Here is a 19382-nt window from a genome sequence, read left to right as displayed (position 1 = left end):
TATATAATTTCCTGATTTCTTCTAAAAATCCCCTCATCCGGCGCTTCGCGCCACCTTCCCCCCAAGGGGAAGGCTTTATGAGATAATATCTGCCTTTATTGCCTTCCCCTTTAAGGAAAGTCTTTATGAGAAAGTATCTGCCTTTATTGCCTTCCCCTTGGGGGGAAGGTGGTCCGAAGGACCGGATGAGGGGCATTACTTACTTACTCATATAATCCGCAAATACATCCCACACATCCGCGGTCTCAAACCCGAGCGCCCACTCTGCAACACCTGCAATTCCTGCACTCTGCATCACACTAAGCTTAGTCTCAATCGACCTGGCATCCTCGTTCCATATCTGATAAAAATCGCCATTATCTGCGGTTTTCTCACCATAATACTGACAAGTCTCCTCGTCCCACTTCATCTCGATGCCATTTTCAGCTATAAAGCTTGCTGCCCCGTCCATATGGAGTGCCTTACTTGATAGCTCTCCGCCGCTTGTTGTCCACAGTCTTGTATAAAAAGGAACCGCATTGATAAGCTTATCCGCTGCTACGTTTTCAAGCGCCTTGTTGATTCCCGTAGTCACATAGCCTATAGATGCAACAGAACCCGGTTCCTCAGAACCTGCATAATGCTCATCATAGCCCATGATAACCACATAATCAGCAATAATTCCCTGTTCGTGAAGATCATAGTGATCATTAAAATCCATGGGAACATAATCATCGATAGACATAACAATATTGTTCTTACGACATGCCACAGATAACTCTCTCAAAAATTCGAGATAAGAATCCGCATAACTCTCACTAATAAGCTCGAAGTCAACGTTGATTCCCTCAAATCCGTATTCAGCCTGCTGTGCCATAAGATTCGAAATAAGATTCGCACGAGCTGACGCACTTGAAAGCACCGTCTCTGTGTCAGGCTTATTTTCATTATTAAAATTATCTACCACGGCCCATACCTGAACCCCGCTTGCATGCGCAGCAGTTATGTAGTCGTGAGTTGCATAGCTTGAAATATTGCCCTCGGTATCAGATATTGAAAACCACGTAGGTGCAATGACATTTAAAGTCTTCGCCTGAGCCAGGATACCCGCAACAGATTCATTTCCTGAAATCCCACCAATAGCATGGAATCCCATATTCAGCTTGGTATCCATTTTAATGGAATTATATTCTCCAAGATTTACCTTGTTAGCACTTGCGGTACCGACCAGTACTGTTGGAGCGGTATCCTTGATGTACTTATTCTCAATATATCCAATGTGGCCGTCACTTGTGATTACCCGTGACCACTCCTCCATCTGCTCCACAACAGTTACAGCTCCTGCGGTATTATTACTTACCACTTCACTCTTTCTGCCTCCGAGCTTTCTTATAGCTATATTCTTATTCAGCTTACCAACCTGAACTTCTTTTCCGGCAGCTGAATAAATCCTGATTCTAAAAGGACCATCATCCACATATCCATCATATGTGTTATCTGTAAACATAGTTATATAGTCCACAGAAACATACAGTGTCTCACCCTCAAGTATAGCCGCGGGAGTATCAAGATTTATGGTCTCGCCCTCTGAAGAAGTAATCATACTCTCGCCAAGATAAGCAGTATAAATTGCATTTGGCCCGGTATAGACCATAATTCCATCAGCCACGCCATAATAAAATCTATTTGAAATATGTTCTTTAACCAGATCGTATTTCAGATAGAACTTATCATTTAAATAGGCAGCCTTTTCATCCATGAGCTCATCATCAATAAAAAGAACGGCCTGCTTAGCATCGGTGAGTCCGTAGTACTCGTTTAAATCCACTTTATCTTTTGTATATGAAAAATGCTCAATTAAAAGCTGTCCCGCATAAATAAGTCCGCAAATAACAATAAGGGCGATTATAAAAATCACCGGTTTAATTTTTTTCTTCATTTAAAAATACCGACTCCTTTCAATCGCCTCATTATACCATAATATTTCATTTAATTGCCATTTTCTCGGCGATTACTCTGATATTCAGCTTCTTTTTATACCTGGACATATCTTAATAAATGTCATCTGTTGTCTTAATTCCGACATGTCATGCGATGGTGGGGCCCTTCTCAATAATGTCAACTGAATCACAAAGGGGGATTAAACTTTCAGAACCAAAAGAAGTAATTCCGGTCTAAGACAGACCTTACCCAGTGATAATTTCCCAAGCACTGCTTATAAGTCTGATAGATTAATTCTCCGGGTATAAGAAACAAGATCAGAGATCGCCGCGAATGGCACAGGTGCCACTGCTGTATCACAATCTTTATCATCTAAAAAATAATTCCTGCAAGATTTAAAAATGTTGTTGTTTGTATATAATAGGTTGCAGTTTTATTTTTGTGATTTCTTCCGAGATTATCGGTTGAACTTGTAAGACATTCCACACAGAATGTGTGAAACATTTTATTAAACTGTTGTGTACCATGCCTCCTCCCTGATACGCTTTGCAGAGGCACCACGAGTATGTAATATACACGACATCAATCATAATGTCAACACCAAATTTCAATTTATATCATTTTTATAATTTTAACCTATATATGAAATTTTAAAACATGCCGATACATCTATTGACACATGGACATCTTTTTGTTTAAGATATAAAAACCATTATTGGATTTTAATAACGTTTTTATATAGGGAGGGCATCGCATGAAAATCGAGCGAGTAAATGATTGTCAGATCCGATGCACACTCACAAAGGAAGACCTGGCAAGCAGAGAGCTGAAAATCAGCGAGCTTGCATATGGAACAGATAAGGCAAAGGACCTGTTTCGTGATATGATGCAGCAGGCCAATTACCAGTTCGGGTTTGATGCGGAGGATATTCCGCTAATGATAGAAGCTGTTCCTATCAATTCCGAGTGCATCGTTCTCATTATAACTAAAGTCGAAGATCCGGAGGAGCTTGACACACGTTTTGCAAACTTCTCTCCTGCACTTCAGAGTGAGATCAACGGTTCTGAAGACGAGGATGAATCTGAAGAAGACATTATGGATCTTTTCCAAAAAATCAAAAATGAACCTGCTCCGGAGACGAAGAAGAACGCCAAAGCTCTTGATCCGTTTTTCCTTTTCTCATTTGGATCAATGCATTCTGTAATGCAGTTTGCATCGCTTAACAATGTTTCAGTATCAGTCAGGAACACATTATACAAGAACGAAGCAGACGGCAGGTTATATCTTCTGATTCACCCTGACGATGAGTCAGCAGCAGTACTGCAGAAATTATGCACACTTCTTTCAGAATATGGTAAATCAGAATCTTCAAATTCTATAAGTGAGCAGTATCTTGATGAGCACTTCACAGTGATCATAAGGGATGAAGCCATTCAAAAATTATCTAATATATAAAAAAACCTTCGGCACTTTCGTGTCGAAGGTTTTTTATTCCTAACTATTCACTAATTACTTTGAATAAAGAGTAACGAGCTTGTTCAGGTAGTCAAGACGCTCCTGAGCGTTCTCCTTAGACTTAGCATAGAGCTTCTGTGCTCTCTCAGGATTCTTGAGCTTAAGTGAAAGGTATCTAACCTCACCATCAAGGAAGTCCTGATACTCCTCTGTAGGAGCCTTGCTGTCAAGTGTGAACTTCTGCTCTGCAGCAGGATTGAATCTGAACATATGCCAGTATCCTGTAGCAACTGCCTTCTTCTCTTCGTCCATAACCTTGTTCATGCCGGCCTTAAGACCCTGGTTGATACAAGGAGCATAAGCGATGATGAGTGAAGGTCCCGGATATGCCTCAGCCTCTGCGATTGCCTTAAGTGTCTGGTTCATATCAGCACCCATAGCGATCTGAGCAACGTATACATAACCATAGCTCATTGCGATAGAAGCAAGATCCTTCTGCTTGATCTCCTTACCGCCTGCAGCGAACTGTGCTACAGCACCTGTAGGAGTAGCCTTTGAAGACTGTCCACCTGTATTTGAGTAAACCTCTGTGTTAACAACGAGAACGTTTACATCCTTACCGGAAGCAAGTACGTGATCGAGACCACCGAATCCGATATCGAATGCCCATCCGTCACCACCGAAGATCCACTGTGACTTCTTAGCAGCAAAGTCCTTATTCTTAACAACATACTTAGCAGCATCTGAGCTGTCGCCTGCAAGTGCAGCTACAAGCTCTTCTGTAGCAGCTGTGTTTGTTGCGCCATTTGCAAATGTATCGAGATACTTCTGAGCAGCATCCTTAGCAGAACCGCCAGCAGCTACGATCTCTTCAACCTTTTCCTTAATAGCGTCACGGAGTGCGTTCTGTGCAAGAACCATACCGAAACCAAACTCAGCATTATCTTCGAACAGGGAGTTATCCCATGCAGGACCCTGACCCTTAGCATTTACTGTGTAAGGTGTTGAAGGTGAGGAGTTACCCCAGATTGATGTACATCCTGTAGCGTTAGCAACATACATTCTGTCACCAAAGAGCTGAGTAACAAGCTTAACATAAGGTGTCTCACCACAACCTGCGCAAGCGCCTGAGAACTCAAGGAGAGGCTGCTTGAACTGTGAACCTCTGATTGTTGTCTCTTTAAGCTTCTCAACAACTTCTGTCTTAACAGGAGTCTTAACAGCATAGTCGAAGTACTTCTGCTCGTCTTTGTTATCAGCGATAGCGCCCATCTTAAGTGTCTCGCCAGCCTTGTTACCAACGCAGACATTAGCACATGAGCCACATCCTGTACAATCAAGTGCAGAGATAACAACTGAGAACTTGTATCCGGGAACTCCATTGAGATCCTTTGTCTGAAGTCCTTCAGGTGCAGCTGCAACTTCTTCATCTGTAAGAGCAACTGTTCTGATTGCAGCGTGAGGGCAAACGAGTGAGCAGAATCCACACTCTACGCACTTTGTAGCATCCCACTTCGGAACGTTAACTGCAATACCTCTCTTCTCGAATGCAGCAGATCCACTAGGTGTAGAACCGTCAACATAAGGAAGAAGGTCTGAAACCTTAAGAGTGTTACCTTCCTGAGAATTAACCTTGGACTGGATATTGTTAACGAAATCTACAACGTCCTTACGATCGCCCTTAGCTTCTGTGAACTCAAGGCCTTCGTCCTTAGCGTCCTTCCAGCTCTCCGGAATCTCAACCTTGATGAGGTTCTTCGGATCAGCACCGGCATCGATAGCATCCCAGTTCTTCTTAACGACATCTTCACCCTTACGGCCGTATGTCTTCTGAGCAGCATCCTTCATGAACTTGATTGCATCATCTTCAGGGATGATCTTTGTGATATTGAAGAATGCAGACTGAAGGATTGTGTTAATTCTTGTAGGACCCATTCCTACTTCAACACCGATCTTAGAACCATTCATGATGTAGAAGTTGATCTTGTGGTCGTACATGAACTTCTTAACCTGTCCGGGAATCTCAGTCTCAAGCTGATCTACTGTCCAAGGGCAGTTAAGAAGGAATGATCCTCCATCAACAAGTTCCTGAACCATGTTGAACTTGCGGATGTATGAAGGATTATGGCAAGCTACAAAGTTAGCCTTCTTGATAAGGTAAGTTGACTTGATAGGAGTCTTACCAAATCTAAGGTGAGACATTGTAACACCGCCTGACTTCTTAGAGTCATAATCGAAGTATGCCTGAGCATACATGTCTGTGTTATCACCAATGATCTTGATAGAGTTCTTGTTAGCACCAACAGTACCGTCAGCACCAAGACCCCAGAACTTACAGTTTGTTGTTCCCTCAGGAGTTGTAACAAGGGGAGCACCTGCATCAAGTGAAAGATGTGTAACATCATCATTGATACCGATTGTGAACTGTTCCTTATCTGTATTGTTGTAAACAGCAACGATCTGCTCAGGAGTTGTATCCTTGGAACCAAGACCGTAACGTCCGCACATTACAGGAACTGACTCAAACTTAGTGCCCTTAAGAGCTGCGATAACATCAAGAGCAAGAGGCTCACGGTATGAACCGGGCTCCTTAGTTCTGTCAAGAACTGCAATTCTCTTAACGCTTGCAGGGATAGCATCAACAAGTGCCTTAGCATCGAAAGGACGATAAAGTCTAACCTTTACTACGCCGACCTTCTGGCCCTGCTTAGCAAGGTAATCGATTGTCTCTTCGATTGTATCGTTTACGGAACCCATAGCAACGATGATTGTCTCAGCGTCAGCTGCTCCGTAGTAGTTAAAGAGCTTGTAATCTGTTCCAAGCTTAGCATTAACCTTGTCCATGTACTTCTGAACAATTGCAGGAAGCTCGTCATAACCTGTGTTGCAAGCCTCTCTTGCCTGGAAGAAGATATCCGGGTTCTGAGCTGAACCCATCTGACGAGGATGATTCGGGTTAAGAGCGTTAGCCTTGAACTCGTCAATAGCCTCGTGATTTACCATCTCATCGAGATCCTTGTAATCCCAAACCTCGATCTTCTGGATTTCATGTGATGTACGGAAACCATCAAAGAAGTTAATGAAGGGAAGCTTGCCCTCGATAGCAGCCATGTAAGATACAGGTGTAAGATCCATAACCTCCTGTACGCTTGAGCTGCAGAGCATTGCTGCACCTGTCTGGCGACATGCATAGACGTCAGAATGATCACCGAAAATGTTCAGCGCATGTGAAGCTACGCAACGAGCTGATACATTGAACACACCGGGAAGACGCTCACCAGCTACCTTATAGATATCAGGGATCATAAGAAGAAGTCCCTGTGATGCAGTGTAAGTAGATGTAAGTGCACCTGCTACAAGAGATCCGTGTACAGCACCTGCTGCACCTGCCTCTGACTGCATTTCTGTGATCTGTACTGTACGACCGAAGATGTTCTTCTTGCCGGCAGTAGCCCACTCATCAACATGCTCAGGCATAACTGATGAAGGTGTGATCGGGTACATGGCTGCAACTTCGGTAAATGCATATGAAGCATAAGCCGCAGCCTCGTTGCCGTCCATGGTTTTCATGTTTCTTGCCATTTGTATTCCTCCTACCTTTAATAAGATTTATGGATTATCACGTATAGACATGTTAAGCTTTTACACACCTATGCCGTAAAATCGCTAAAGTACGCACTACGCGCAACTTAAATTCTAACATTGTGATTTCTCAAAGTCAACGCAATTACTGCATTTCCACGCCTATCCCCTGATAATTTTTATAAACAAAATAACGAAAATATAAAAAAAATAAATCTTTTATAAACTACTACTATACAGATAAAAGTTATCGTTAAATTGCTTGCGAAAAACAAACAATTATATTATCATATCTTTTGTAGTAGGTAATATAGATTGGTAACGGCTAATACCGATCGTTTCTTATATTACAAACTTTTAATTCAGGAAGGAGATTTTTAATATGGCATACGTTATTAGTGATTCTTGCATCAGCTGCGGATCATGTGCAGGTCAGTGCCCTGTATCTGCTATTTCTCAGGGAGACTCACAGTTCAACATCGATCCTGATACATGCATCGACTGCGGTTCTTGCGCAGCTCAGTGCCCTGTTTCAGCTATTTCTCAGGGCTAATTGCATAATTGCAAATGAAAAAGGAAAGCAGCGCTTACGCGCTGCTTTTTTATTTTCCTTTTAAATCTTAGCGAATATCGCAGTCTCGTCATCAAGTTCTCCCGCTATCCTCTGATTTTCATCCATTCTCCTGGAAATATTATCCATATCTGTAACAAGTGTCTGCGTACTTTCGGCTGCACAAGATACACCTCTTACTCCTTCATCAATAGCTGTCGTTATGCTGCTTATGGACTCCGCTATCTCATTGAAGGTCTCCTTGAAGCCTTCCGTCTTATTCGTAAAGTCAGCCATTACAGACTCAATATAGTTTGCATTGTCCCTGTATTTTTCACCATCCTCCACAAACTTTTCAAACTCAGGAAGAATGGAATTTTTCATATAATCTACAATTTCATTTGCACTGTCTGCAAGATTATGTACCGCATTCACTACAACAGAATTGATTTCCTGAATATTCCCTGCTGTCTGTCTGCTGTTTTCAGCAAGTGATCCGATTTCACCTGCAACAACCGCAAAGCCTTTACCTGCTTCACCTGCTCTCGCAGCCTCAATTGAAGCATTAAGTGATAAAAGATTTGTCTGACTGGCGATGCTCATAATCTCATCCGTAAGAGAGTTAACCTGGTCAACACTCTGACTGTCGGAAATTGCCTGGCTCAACGCCGCAAGAATATGCTCAACCTTCTCATTGGTCTCATCCATATTTGCTTTAGCGGACTGCTCCATATTATCAGCATGTTCCTTCATGGCCTTGGAATAATCATTGATCTCCTGACTCTTTCTTGCCATCTCGTCAACTTCAATTCTGACAGACTCTGTATTCCGGTTGATTGTCCCTGCACTGTTTGCAACCTCCTGCATAGTTGCGGAAAGCTCCTGCGTGAGCGCTGACAAATCTGCTGCACTGCTGTTGGATGTCTGCACGCTTCCGAGAACATCGCTGACCACCTGATCCATTGCTGTAGAATTATTTGTAATCATTACAAAAATATTCTGTAGCAATTCGATAAACGCATTGATACCATGACTTAATGCTCCGATTTCATCCTCGGAATCAACAGTAATTCTGCGCGTAAGATCTCCCTGACGGTTATTGATGCCGTCAATAATCTCATGCAGCTCTTTTTCTGCTTTTATGACAGGCCTTATCACATGTCTTGAAACCATGAAAATTGCTACCAAAGTTGCTACTACACTTATTATGATTACAATTACTCCCGAGAACATGGACATGGTGAAGGCAGATTCCAGATGGTTCTTCTCAGTATTAGCGCTTGTTTGAAAAGATGCAATAATACTGTTGATATCATCGTTAAGCTTTCTTGAATTATCTGCCACTATTCCATTTGCTGTCGCATATGCATCCTTTGTCTTCTGGTTTGCACTTTGCGCAAGAAGAACTCTTACAGAATCCCTAAAGGTCTGATAATCCTTTACCATGCTATCGTAGTTCGCTGATGTATCAGAGGTAACGTACTTATTATAATCAGCGATTGCTTCCTCCAATACTGCTTCTTCCGACTCAATCTCAGTTACCACCGAAGTCATGGTTGCAAAATCCGTCGCAACAATATGTGACAACGCAAGAGTATGCACGTCCTTAGATGTCTGACCGATTGTATCAAGCTCCGTTATAGCAGTTAAATACTCATCAGATATAGTTGAGGCCGTATTATTAACCTTTCTAAGGTTAGAAAGTGCCATTACATTCGACAAAATTGAAACTATTCCAAGCAGAAGTACCGGCACCATTATCTTCGTTCTGATACTTGTTTTTTTCTTCATTGTGCCTCCCTCCTATTTCCAATTTGCTTTCCCCAGTTCCAAACATCCATCAAAATCAGAACTTTCTTCACCAGTTCCATCTTCTTTGCCACCTTCGCCGTCTGACTCTATGGTAACTCCGGTTGATGCTCCCGAAGCCTTTGTCTTTTTATATACTCCCGCTGCCTTGCCGGATATTTTTGCTTTTCCATTCTTAGAGTTTTTATTCTTTGAACTTTCACCCTGAGTTTCTTTGTTGGTCGCTTTGTTGGTTTCTTTGTTGATTTCCTTCTTGGTTTCTTTGTTAGTTGCTTTTTCTACTTCGGAAGCTTTTCCATTTATTTTTTCTCCTGTAGATGTTTTGCCTGTTGCATCTTTTGTTGCAGTTGCTTTATCCTTTTCTTTTCCTGCGTCAGACGCTTTATCATTTGCATCTTTTGTCTCAGTCGCTTTGTCCTTACCTTTTCCTGCATCAGTTGCTTTGCCATTTACATCTTTTACTCCGGACTTCTTAGCATCTTCCTTGGCTTCTTTCGCAGATTCTTTGTCTGATGTATCTTTGACATCCTTATCAGAATCTTTACCTTCTACGCCTTTATCATCTTTACCGGTTTTGTCCGCTGCTTTTTCCTCTGTCTTCTTATCTACAGGTTCGTCTGCCTTCTCCTTGCCAACTGATTTGTCCATTTCTTCGCCTGCAGTTTCTTTATTCATTTCTTCGTCTGCAGTTTCTTTATTCATTTCCTCATCTGTAGATTCCTCTATATCCTTACCTACTTCTTCCGTGGACTTCTTGTGCCCTTCAGTTGTGATCTCTTCTTCTGTTTTTTCTACTTCACCTATTTTCTCAACATCCCCTGCTCCCTCTTCAGAAACTACCTCATCCACAACTGTCTCATCCGTACCTAATTCTTCCTTATCTGTCTCTTCCGTATCGGTTTCTTCCCCGTCTATTTCTTTCTTGTCTGTCTCTTCCGTATCTGTTTTTTCCTCGACCGTATCGGTTTCTTCCGCAGATTCCTTTTCCGTAATAGATTCTTCCACAAGTGACTCTTCGACAACTTCCTCCAGATCATTTCCCGGAGCATCACCGGTAGTCTCTTCTCCGGTGATTCCTTTGACCATCTCATTTAAAAGCACCTGTAAATCTTTACCCGAAGGATTCCCTTCACTCACCTCTTTACCAAAAGCAGCTGCAGCATCCCAGTATGTTCCGCCAACACGCTGTAAGTTTGAAAACTCTGCCTGTTGCTGAAGCGCCTTTATCGACTTTGACTGCGCAACATCACCTGAAGCTGAAGCATTTTTATTGGAAGGCCCCTGTCCACGCATATTAAATCTCAAAGTCTGGTTCTTCTCATTTGTCATCCAGTCCGCAAACTTCGCTGCCCATGCCGCATTTTCAGAATATGAATTCACACCCACCAGTTTATAACCTGCATAGCTTGCCATTTGAAGCTGCTGCCCCGCTACTGTATATGTGGGCAGTTTAACTGCTTCATAATCATCTCCCCAGGCTTCCTTTATCGCATTTTCATCCCAGATTCCGCTCACACCTGCCACGAACTCACCTCTGGCTGCACCTGCCGCAAATCCCTCATCACTTACTGCAGTAAATGCCGGATTTGCTGCGATTTTCAGCATTGCCTCAGCCACATCTTTTCCTGTGATATCGGTGTACTTCGCATTCCAGTTACAATAGGTAGAGATTCCATCGTCATTAAGACCAATCTCCATATCCGTATTTCCGAAAAAAGAATACATATACCAACCGGAATTCATATCCATAAATACCTTTTTACCCTTTTTTCCGGCAGCATCAAGGAGGCTGTCCATCGTCTGAACATCCTCCTCGCTTAATTCTTTGCTATTGTAAAAAAGAAAATAACCATTATCCGCCGTGAGCGGATATGCATAGAGCGACCCTCCAACTGAAGCTGCATCAACTGCAGCCTTAAGATTTCTTACTGATATATCCGAATCATTCTGAACCTTTTTCAGAACTCCGGAGGCAACAAATGCCATAAGCTGATCGTCTGCGAAGGTGAAAACATCGGGAGCGTTCAGCACATCTCCCAAAATATCATCCTTACAGTTCGCTTCACTATGTGCCTCAAATGTAATATTAAAAGTGGCCTGACCGGCATACTCCGAAGTAAATCCACTGATAATCTGATTTATCAGCTCACCATCCTCCTCGGCACCCCAGACCCTAAGCGTCACGTTCCCGGAAGGAAACTCTCCGTCATCTGCCTGCTTATCAGAACCTGCTCCATTTTCCACAGCTTTTGATCCACATCCCACCACAAGACTCATTATCAAAGTTGCAGCAACAAGATAACCAAGTATTCTCTTTCCCATATACCAGCCCTCCATATAATTCAATTTATCAACATAAAGGACCTACTTCAATAAAATATGGCCGTTTTAGATTATTTTAATTTAGTTTATTTTTTATTTATATAACGAAAAAAGCCTACCCCGAATGGGGTAGGCAAGTGAGCACTTACTCTTGGTTGCTTCTATAGGATGGCTCAAGGTTTGCAAACTTTGTAAACTCAGGAAGCCAAGCCAGCTCTACAGTACCGATCGGGCCATTTCTCTGCTTAGCTATAATAATCTCTGAAACACCTTTCCTATCAGTATCCTTATTATAATAATCATCACGATAAATGAACATAACCATATCTGCATCCTGCTCGATAGCTCCGGACTCACGCAGATCAGACATCATCGGCCTGTGATCCGGTCTTGATTCAACGGCACGGGAAAGCTGTGACAGTGCAACAACAGGAACATTAAGCTCACGGGCAAGAGCCTTCAACGCTCTTGAAATCTCTGAGACCTCCTGCTGTCTTGATTCAGATGAGCGTTTACCACTGCCACTCATCAGCTGCAGATAGTCAATCATAATAATATGAAGATTATGTTCCATCTTATATTTTCTGCACTTAGACTGAAGCTCCTGAATAGAAATACCCGGAGTATCATCAATTATAAGATGTGATCTTCCTATGAGATCCGCACTCTCGATCAGATTCTCCCAGTCCATATCTGTCATGTTACCGGTCCTGATGTGCTGTGAATCAACGTGCGACTCCATGGACATCAGACGGTTTACCAACTGTTCCTTCGACATTTCCAGTGAAAAAACTGCGACAGTTTTATCCTGATGAAAAGCCATATACTGTGCAATATTCAAAACAAACGCAGTCTTTCCCATAGAAGGACGAGCTGCTATAAGAATAAGGTCAGAAGGCTGGAAACCTGCTGTTCTGTAATCAAGGTCCGTAAATCCTGTCGCAAGACCGGTTACTGTTCCCTGCATCTTACTTGCCATCTCAATCTTGTTGAGGGCATTCATGACAACTTCACTGATTGGCACAAACTCGCCGCTGTTTCTAAGCTGTGTAATCCTGAAAATCTCCTTTTCAGTATCAGTCATGAGATCTGCCAGATCCATATTGTCATTGTAGCAATTGTTTATGATTTCACCGCAGGAATGAATAAGTTCACGCAGCTTACTCTTTTCATGAACAATCTCTGCGTAGAACTTCACATTTGCAGAAGTAGGAACAGCCTCTGCCATTCCAAGAATATAGTTCATGTCATACACCTGAGGCGGTGCATTTTTTTCCTTTAAATGATTCTGCAGGGTGATTCCATCTACTGGAGTTCCCTCCTTATGGAGTTCCACCATCGCCTCAAACAGCATTCCCAGTTGTCTGTTATAAAAATCGTCCCCTGTAATTATCTCGGATGCCACCTGAATCGCATCCTTATCTATGATCATGGCACCGACAACAGACTGCTCTGCCTCGAGACTGTTGGGCATGGTGCGTTGTAATACATTTTCTTCAGGCATATCAAGCCTCCGTAACAGAAACCTTAAGTGTAGCAGTAACCTGTGGATGAAGCTTTACAGGAACCTCTGTTGTACCAAAGTTACGGATAGGCTCGGAAAGCTGAATCTTTTTCTTATCTAACGCAAAGCCAAACTGCTTCTTTGCTTCTGTCGCAATCTCCTTTGAAGAAACGGAACCAAAAACACGTCCGCCCTCACCAGCCTTCATTGTGAGACGAACTGTCACCTGCTCTATTTCTTTAGCATACTCCTGCATCTTCTCAAGAAGCTCCTGCGCATCACGCGCATCCTTTGCCTGGTGATTTTTCAGATTTGTGAGATTTGCCTTTGTTGCCTCTACTCCAAGCTTCTTAGGCAAAATAAAATTTGATGCGTAGCCGTCGCTTACCTTAACGACGTCGCCTTTTTTTCCAAGAGATTTAACATCCTCTAACAAAATTACTTCCATTCTAAACTCCTCCGTTCTATATTGCCTTACGCCAGCTCCCCAGCCTCAATCATTGCATCCAGCGTACTCTTTACCATATTAATAGCTTCTTCAGCACTTATACCCTCAAACTGACATCCGGCTGAATTAATGTGTCCGCCGCCGCCAAGTTTCTCCATAATTATCTGTACATTGACCTCATCAATTGATCTTGCACTTACATAAATCTGATTCTGGTACTGAGTTAAAGTAAAGCTCGCCTTAACTCCCTTAATATTAAGCAACTCATTTGCAGCCTGCGCAGCCACAATTGTAGGACTCTGAACATCCTCTGTGGCACAAACCGAAATCGCATAAGCTCCGCGGTAAATCTCTGCCTGACCGACAGCATCTGCCTTAGCCTTATACTCCGTCGCATCCTCTCTGAAAAGCTTTCTAACTCTTGTTACATCAGCGCCATTTCTTCTGAGGAAAGCTGCCGCCTCAAAGGTTCTTACTCCTGCCTTGTTCATGAAATTGTTGGTATCAACAACAATTCCGGAATACATACTGTCAGCCTCTTCAGGTCTGATCTTAACCGTCTCATCAATATACTGAAGAACCTCTGAAACCATCTCACATGCACTGGAAGCATACGGTTCCACATAAGACAGCGTAGCATTCTCAATAACCTCAGCACCCTGCCTGTGGTGATCCAGTACTACTATCGTCTTACAGAACTTAAGTAGCTCCGGGCACTCGGTAATGCTTGGTTTATTAACATCAACAACCACAAGTACAACATTACTTCCTGCGATATCAATAGCCTGCTGGTTACTGATAATCATATCCGACTCATACTCCGGATTATCCTTGAAAAGATCCACCAAAGGCTTCATCGAATTCGTCACATCATTTAGCACGATGTGGCATCTTCTATCCAAAGTCTTGGCAATTCTATAAATACCGACTGATGAACCAAAACTGTCCACGTCACCAAGCCTGTGTCCCATGACGATAACAGTATCCTTACCATTAATGATTTCCTTAAGAGCATGCGCCTTAACTCTAGCCTTAACTCTGGTACTCTTCTCAACCTTCTGGCTTTTACCTCCAAAGTACATAATCTCATCCGGAGTCTTCACTACAGCCTGATCACCGCCACGTCCCAAAGCGACATCTATAGCATTCCTTGCAAATTCATAATTCTGTGCATAGGACAGACCATCAAGACCAATACCAATACTCAGCGTAACTGCCATCTCATTTCCTATATTGACAGTCTTAACATCCTCCAGAATATCAAATCGCACTTCCTTTAGATACTGTGCTGATTTCTTCGGCATTACTATGAAATATTTATCCTTCTCAATCTTCTTCGCAATACCATCACAGGTTGCAATATACTTATTTATTTTTCTATCAATAAGAGCAGTCAAAAGAGATCTTCTGACCTCCTCAACACTCTCCAGGGCCTCATCATAGTTATCTATATAAATAAGACCGGCTGCAAGACTCTGAGAATCAACCTCATTAATAGCCAGCTTTAACGCTGTCTCATCAAACAGGTATACAGCTATAAGATAACCTTCATAGCCATCTGAATCGATAATATCGCTATTAGCTGCCATCTCTTCAAGAGATATCTTTTTCATCTTCAGAGTATAAAAATTACCCTCATATTCAACATCCTGATGCACCTCTTCTTCGCCCACCGGGAACTTCTCAGGAGTGATATTGGAAAAAAGTACTGATATTGGCTTACGAAAACCCTTTTCCTGATGAGTAGCCTTCTCAAAAGCAACATTAGTCCATACAATCTTCCCTGTATCATCAAGAAGAGCATGAGGTAAATCCAACTCTCTCAAAAGCCGCTTCTGAATCTGACCATACTCAGTAGCAAAACTGATAAGCTCATTCATTATTACCGGCTTATTGTAAAAATAAAGATACAGCACAGCCATTAGATACAGCGCGGTAAATGCAGCTACAATAAGACCTGCAGTAAAATCCACCGTAAATACAGCTACCATTACACAGGTAAGAAGTATACCAAGATAAATAAAAATTCGAAGAAATGTTTTTAGTTTTCCCTTAAGCCTTATCTTATTCTTCGGCATAATCTGTTCTCCATCTGTAAAAGACGATAAAACGCCCATTTATCATATAATAGCATAAATAAACGCAAAATCATATATGGTTAAATATTGCCGGTATAAGCACATAGCTTAAACCTCGATTATTTAGACTTCTTATGAACAACGAATAATTCATATATGTAAATAAAAAGACACTTCTTAGAATTTACTTCTAAAAAGTGCCTTGATTTACATATTTTGACTAATCAGCAACTGCTAATTACTCTGCCTCGTAAGGCATAAGAGCCAAATGTCTAGCACGCTTGATAGCAGATGTAAGCTCTCTCTGGTGCTTAGCGCAGTTACCTGTGATACGTCTGGGAAGAATCTTTCCGCTCTCAGAAACAAACTTCTTCAGCTTTGCTGTATCTTTGTAATCAATAACATTGTCTTTTCCACAGAAAACACAAACTTTCTTTCTTCTGTGCATACCACCTTTTCTTCTTACAGGAGAATCGGTTCTATCAGACTTATTGAAAGCCATTGTGGTACCTCCTTATCGAATTTCAGTTGACATCACCTGACTAGAATCATTCCTATATCCGGTGAAAATAAATCAATTAATTAAACGGAAGCTCTTCATCAATTCCATCGGGAAGATTGATAAAACCATCACCCGGATTACTGCTGGGAGCATCAAAAGCGGGTGCCTGTGAGCCACCTGAGAATCCCCCATTTCCGCCGTTAGCATTTTTGCTCTCAGCGAATTCCTGATCCTCAACAACTACTTCTGTAGTATATACTTTCTGACCTTCCTTATTGGTATAACTACCAGTCTGGATGCGGCCTGTGACGGCAATCTTAGTTCCCTTTTTCAAGTATTTTTCAGCAAATTCACCACTCTTACCAAAAGCTACGCAGTTAATAAAATCTGCTGTCTGGCCATCCTGGTTATTTCTGTTAAATCTTCTGTCTACTGCAAGTGAATATCTTGCAATTGCAAGAGAACTTTCTCCCTGAGAGTATCTAACCTCAGGATCTCTTGTTAAACGTCCCATAAGTATAACTTTATTCATATTTTTTCTCGTCCTTTTCTATTTAGGCCTCGTCCTGCTTAACAAGCAAATAACGAATGACGCCATCGACGATGCGGACACGCTTCTCGATATCAGCGGGTGCTGTAGGCTCAGCGTCGAACTGAATGAAATAGTAGAAGCCTTCGTTCATCTTCTCAATTTCATAAGCGAGCTTCTTCTTGCCCCACTCATCAACATTTGTGATCTGTCCGCCGAATCTCTCGATCAAAGCTTTGCACTTGTCAACAGCTGCTGTTCTGGCGTCGTCTTCGATCTTTGCGTTAACGATAACGGCTAACTCATATTTTGTCATGCTTTCTTTACCTCCTTTTGGTCTCTGGCTACCATTTTCATTATGGTAACAAGGAAATTATCACAGAGATAGAATTTATCACAAAATATGAAATCTTGCAAGCAAAAATCGGCCATTTTATGATAGTCAGAATTTTAATCGAGTTGACTGACTATTCCCCTCATCCGACCCTTCGGGCCACCTGTCTTCGCTCCGCTTCGGTCCGTGCAAAGCCATCGTCCACTGGACGATGTGCGCCCCCAAGGGAAAGGCTTTTATTATATACTATCCACATAGGGAAAATATTGGACTTAGACTTGACTAAGAACCTCACCTATAGGCCCCTGAATTACAAGATCAGCCTGCGAATCACGGGTTGTAGCCTGCTTATTTATAAGAACAAGCTTATGACCACGATAATAATCTATGAGTCCTGCCGCAGGGTAAACCACCAATGATGTTCCACCGATTATAAGCACATCAGCATTGGAAATATATCCAACTGCCCTGCTCATGACGTCCATATCAAGTCCTTCTTCATATAGAACAACATCCGGTTTGATTCTTCCGCCACAATCACAGTAAGGAACACCCTCACATTCAGCCATAAAATCAAAGTCATAGAATTTTCCGCATTTTTCACAGTAATTCCTATGAACACTTCCGTGCAGTTCCAGAACTTCCTTACTACCTGCAGCCTGATGAAGTCCATCTATATTCTGTGTTATAACGGCCTTCAGTTTTCCCTGTTTCTCCAGTTCCGCAAGCTTCAGATGGGCTTTATTCGGTTGAATGCCCTTAACCAGCAGCTTATCCTTATAAAATCTGAAAAACTCCTCGGGCATCTGCCTATAAAAGCTGTGGCTTAGCATCTGCTCCGGTGGATACTTATAATGCTGGTGATATAGTCCGTCTTCACTTCTAAAATCCGGAACTCCACTCTCTGTGGATACTCCTGCTCCGCCAAAGAAAACTATATTGTCACTGCCATCAATTAATTCCTTTAACTCTCTGATCTTATCATCCATACTAATTGCCTCACTTTTATAATAATAGGTGCTTCATTTTCTGAATTATAAAAATCACGTTCCTAAAGAAATATCCAGGACTTTATGTGAAAAAAATGCGCAAGTCTATAATATTTTCAATTAAAAATAATTAATAGTATTTCCTGTTTAGAAACCGGCCTTCTTAAGAAGATCTGCAAGAGAAGTAGTAGCTTCTCCCTCACTCTCAAATTCTATCTTTTCTTCAGTAATCTCTGTCGCAGCAACATCCTGAAGTGCCTTCATACTAAGGCTGAGCTTGCCATCCTTAATCGCTGTTACTTTTACCTTAACCTTGTCTCCAACCTTAAGAACTGAGCTCGGGTGAGCAATTCTCTGATTTGAAATCTGTGATATATGCACAAGTCCTGAAAGACCATTTCCAAGATTAATAAATGCACCATAATCCTGGAGACTCTCTACTGTACCCTCAGTTACAAGGCCAACCTGAACATTAGATACTTTCTGTGCTCTCTCCTCGTCAGCCTTTTCCTTGAGAATCTCTCTTGCTGAAAGAACCAGTTTCTTATCCTTTTCATCTGCAGTAATAACTCTAACTTCAAGTTTCTTACCTACAAAATCTTTAAGGGCATCCTCTTCAATATAATTGAGAGAAAGCTTTGATGCCGGAATAAATGCTCTGATTCCCTCAAGAAAACATACTACTCCGCTCTTAACAGCTTCACTTATTGTAACCGTTACATTTTCTTTGCTCTCAAGAAGTGCCTTTAATTTATCCCAGGCAAGAACCTGAGTAGCCTCTTTTTTAGATAAAAGAATATTACCGTTACCATCATCTGTAGCTATTACTGTAGCCTCAATTTCATCTCCAACTTTAACATCAGTTCTAATATTGAACTTGGGATCATCACTTAAATCCTCTGCCTTAATAACACCCTGAGTATAGTATTTGATATCCAGGAGTACATATGTGTCCTCCACACCAATTACTGTTCCGGTAAGTATATCCCCCTCTTTAATCTGTCTAAAGGATCTGTCAATCTCGTCCTTGAAATCTTCCATTGATTCCATAATTTGATACCCCTCCTTAATACTAATAAATTCATCTAAAATTGATTATACAACGCTGAACTAAAGAATTGTACTTAAAATGTCATTTGAACAAAAGAAAAAAGCCTTAAATGCTTAACATTTAAGACTTACATCTAAAGGTGACTGACGGATTTGAACCGACGATCAGGGAGTTGCAGTCCCACGCCTTACCACTTGGCTAAGTCACCATATAATGACTCCGACGAGGCTCGAACTCGTGTTACCGCCGTGAAAGGGCGATGTCTTAACCACTTGACCACGGAGCCGTGTTTTTCCTGCCTCGCAGGC

The 19382-nt window shown here is 41.9% G+C and carries 14 protein-coding genes and 2 tRNA genes; 2 read left to right on the top strand and 14 right to left on the bottom strand.

Features of this window, described 5'->3' with window-relative positions:
• Positions 1-199 precede the first annotated feature (199 nt).
• Positions 200-1918, bottom strand: coding sequence for a glycosyl hydrolase family 18 protein (locus G602_RS0103545; RefSeq protein ID WP_026657710.1), 1719 nt, complete (start codon positions 1916-1918; stop codon positions 200-202).
• A 756-nt stretch (positions 1919-2674) separates the two neighbouring features.
• On the opposite strand from G602_RS0103545, the gene G602_RS0103535 reads away from it, so the two are divergent.
• The gene (locus tag G602_RS0103535) at positions 2675-3376 is read left to right on the top strand and encodes an adaptor protein MecA (protein ID WP_026657709.1); all 702 of its coding nucleotides are present in this window, start codon (positions 2675-2677) and stop codon (positions 3374-3376) included.
• 54 nt (positions 3377-3430) lie between these two features.
• On the opposite strand, the gene nifJ is transcribed toward G602_RS0103535, so the two are convergent.
• Positions 3431-6958 (bottom strand): pyruvate:ferredoxin (flavodoxin) oxidoreductase, encoded by a 3528-nt coding sequence (gene nifJ, locus G602_RS0103530; protein ID WP_026657708.1) that lies wholly within the window; start codon positions 6956-6958, stop codon positions 3431-3433.
• A 382-nt stretch (positions 6959-7340) separates the two neighbouring features.
• Here nifJ and G602_RS0103525 point away from each other — a divergent pair, with 382 nt between their 5' ends.
• Positions 7341-7511 carry a DUF362 domain-containing protein gene (locus G602_RS0103525; protein WP_022760404.1) on the top strand — a complete coding sequence of 57 codons (171 nt, stop codon included), beginning with the start codon at positions 7341-7343 and terminating at the stop codon, positions 7509-7511.
• A gap of 60 nt (positions 7512-7571) precedes the next feature.
• On the opposite strand, the gene G602_RS0103520 is transcribed toward G602_RS0103525, so the two are convergent.
• The 12 genes from G602_RS0103520 to G602_RS0103460 form a co-directional block, all read right to left on the bottom strand.
• Complete coding sequence (locus tag G602_RS0103520) at positions 7572-9299, bottom strand: methyl-accepting chemotaxis protein (RefSeq protein WP_026657707.1); 1728 nt, start codon at positions 9297-9299, stop codon at positions 7572-7574.
• 12 nt (positions 9300-9311) lie between these two features.
• Positions 9312-11639 carry an extracellular solute-binding protein gene (locus G602_RS29660; protein WP_081675819.1) on the bottom strand — a complete coding sequence of 776 codons (2328 nt, stop codon included), beginning with the start codon at positions 11637-11639 and terminating at the stop codon, positions 9312-9314.
• A 145-nt stretch (positions 11640-11784) separates the two neighbouring features.
• The gene (gene dnaB / locus G602_RS0103505) at positions 11785-13143 is read right to left on the bottom strand and encodes a replicative DNA helicase (RefSeq protein ID WP_026657706.1); all 1359 of its coding nucleotides are present in this window, start codon (positions 13141-13143) and stop codon (positions 11785-11787) included.
• 1 nt (position 13144) lies between these two features.
• A complete protein-coding gene (gene rplI, locus G602_RS0103500; RefSeq protein WP_026657705.1) occupies positions 13145-13591 on the bottom strand; it encodes a 50S ribosomal protein L9 in 447 nt (148 codons plus the stop codon).
• Between the two features lie 26 nt (positions 13592-13617).
• A complete protein-coding gene (locus tag G602_RS0103495) occupies positions 13618-15669 on the bottom strand; it encodes a DHH family phosphoesterase (protein WP_026657703.1) in 2052 nt (683 codons plus the stop codon).
• Between the two features lie 238 nt (positions 15670-15907).
• Complete coding sequence (gene rpsR / locus G602_RS0103490) at positions 15908-16171, bottom strand: 30S ribosomal protein S18 (protein ID WP_022763528.1); 264 nt, start codon at positions 16169-16171, stop codon at positions 15908-15910.
• A gap of 76 nt (positions 16172-16247) precedes the next feature.
• Entirely contained in the window at positions 16248-16703 is a 456-nt protein-coding gene (locus G602_RS0103485; protein ID WP_026657702.1) for a single-stranded DNA-binding protein, read from the bottom strand.
• A 22-nt stretch (positions 16704-16725) separates the two neighbouring features.
• Positions 16726-17016, bottom strand: a complete 291-nt coding sequence (gene rpsF / locus G602_RS0103480) for a 30S ribosomal protein S6 (protein ID WP_026657701.1) — start codon at positions 17014-17016, stop codon at positions 16726-16728.
• 290 nt (positions 17017-17306) lie between these two features.
• Positions 17307-18023: an NAD-dependent protein deacylase gene (locus tag G602_RS0103475; RefSeq protein ID WP_026657700.1), complete on the bottom strand. Its 717-nt coding sequence runs from the start codon at positions 18021-18023 to the stop codon at positions 17307-17309.
• A gap of 147 nt (positions 18024-18170) precedes the next feature.
• Positions 18171-19073 carry a S1 RNA-binding domain-containing protein gene (locus G602_RS0103470; RefSeq protein WP_044930951.1) on the bottom strand — a complete coding sequence of 301 codons (903 nt, stop codon included), beginning with the start codon at positions 19071-19073 and terminating at the stop codon, positions 18171-18173.
• Positions 19074-19211: 138 nt separating this feature from the next.
• Positions 19212-19282, bottom strand: a tRNA-Cys gene (locus G602_RS0103465).
• Positions 19283-19288: 6 nt separating this feature from the next.
• Positions 19289-19360 (bottom strand) — tRNA-Glu (locus tag G602_RS0103460).
• Positions 19361-19382: the final 22 nt, after the last annotated feature.

Source organism: Butyrivibrio sp. AC2005 (genome assembly GCF_000424145.1).
Classification (GTDB): Bacteria; Bacillota; Clostridia; order Lachnospirales; family Lachnospiraceae; genus Butyrivibrio.
Note: the sequence above shows the minus strand (reverse complement) of the source record. Positions and strands in the feature narration are given on the sequence as shown.

Coding starts and splice junctions, on each gene's coding strand:
- G602_RS29660 (WP_081675819.1), bottom strand. CDS start 11,639: ATGGGAAAGAGAATACTTGGTTATCTTGTTGCTGCAACTTTGATAATG.
- G602_RS0103495 (WP_026657703.1), bottom strand. CDS start 15,669: ATGCCGAAGAATAAGATAAGGCTTAAGGGAAAACTAAAAACATTTCTT.
- G602_RS0103485 (WP_026657702.1), bottom strand. CDS start 16,703: ATGAATAAAGTTATACTTATGGGACGTTTAACAAGAGATCCTGAGGTT.
- G602_RS0103545 (WP_026657710.1), bottom strand. CDS start 1,918: ATGAAGAAAAAAATTAAACCGGTGATTTTTATAATCGCCCTTATTGTT.
- rpsF (WP_026657701.1), bottom strand. CDS start 17,016: ATGACAAAATATGAGTTAGCCGTTATCGTTAACGCAAAGATCGAAGAC.
- nifJ (WP_026657708.1), bottom strand. CDS start 6,958: ATGGCAAGAAACATGAAAACCATGGACGGCAACGAGGCTGCGGCTTAT.
- rpsR (WP_022763528.1), bottom strand. CDS start 16,171: ATGGCTTTCAATAAGTCTGATAGAACCGATTCTCCTGTAAGAAGAAAA.
- dnaB (WP_026657706.1), bottom strand. CDS start 13,143: ATGCCTGAAGAAAATGTATTACAACGCACCATGCCCAACAGTCTCGAG.
- G602_RS0103525 (WP_022760404.1), top strand. CDS start 7,341: ATGGCATACGTTATTAGTGATTCTTGCATCAGCTGCGGATCATGTGCA.
- G602_RS0103535 (WP_026657709.1), top strand. CDS start 2,675: ATGAAAATCGAGCGAGTAAATGATTGTCAGATCCGATGCACACTCACA.
- G602_RS0103520 (WP_026657707.1), bottom strand. CDS start 9,299: ATGAAGAAAAAAACAAGTATCAGAACGAAGATAATGGTGCCGGTACTT.
- rplI (WP_026657705.1), bottom strand. CDS start 13,591: ATGGAAGTAATTTTGTTAGAGGATGTTAAATCTCTTGGAAAAAAAGGC.
- G602_RS0103470 (WP_044930951.1), bottom strand. CDS start 19,073: ATGGAATCAATGGAAGATTTCAAGGACGAGATTGACAGATCCTTTAGA.
- G602_RS0103475 (WP_026657700.1), bottom strand. CDS start 18,023: ATGGATGATAAGATCAGAGAGTTAAAGGAATTAATTGATGGCAGTGAC.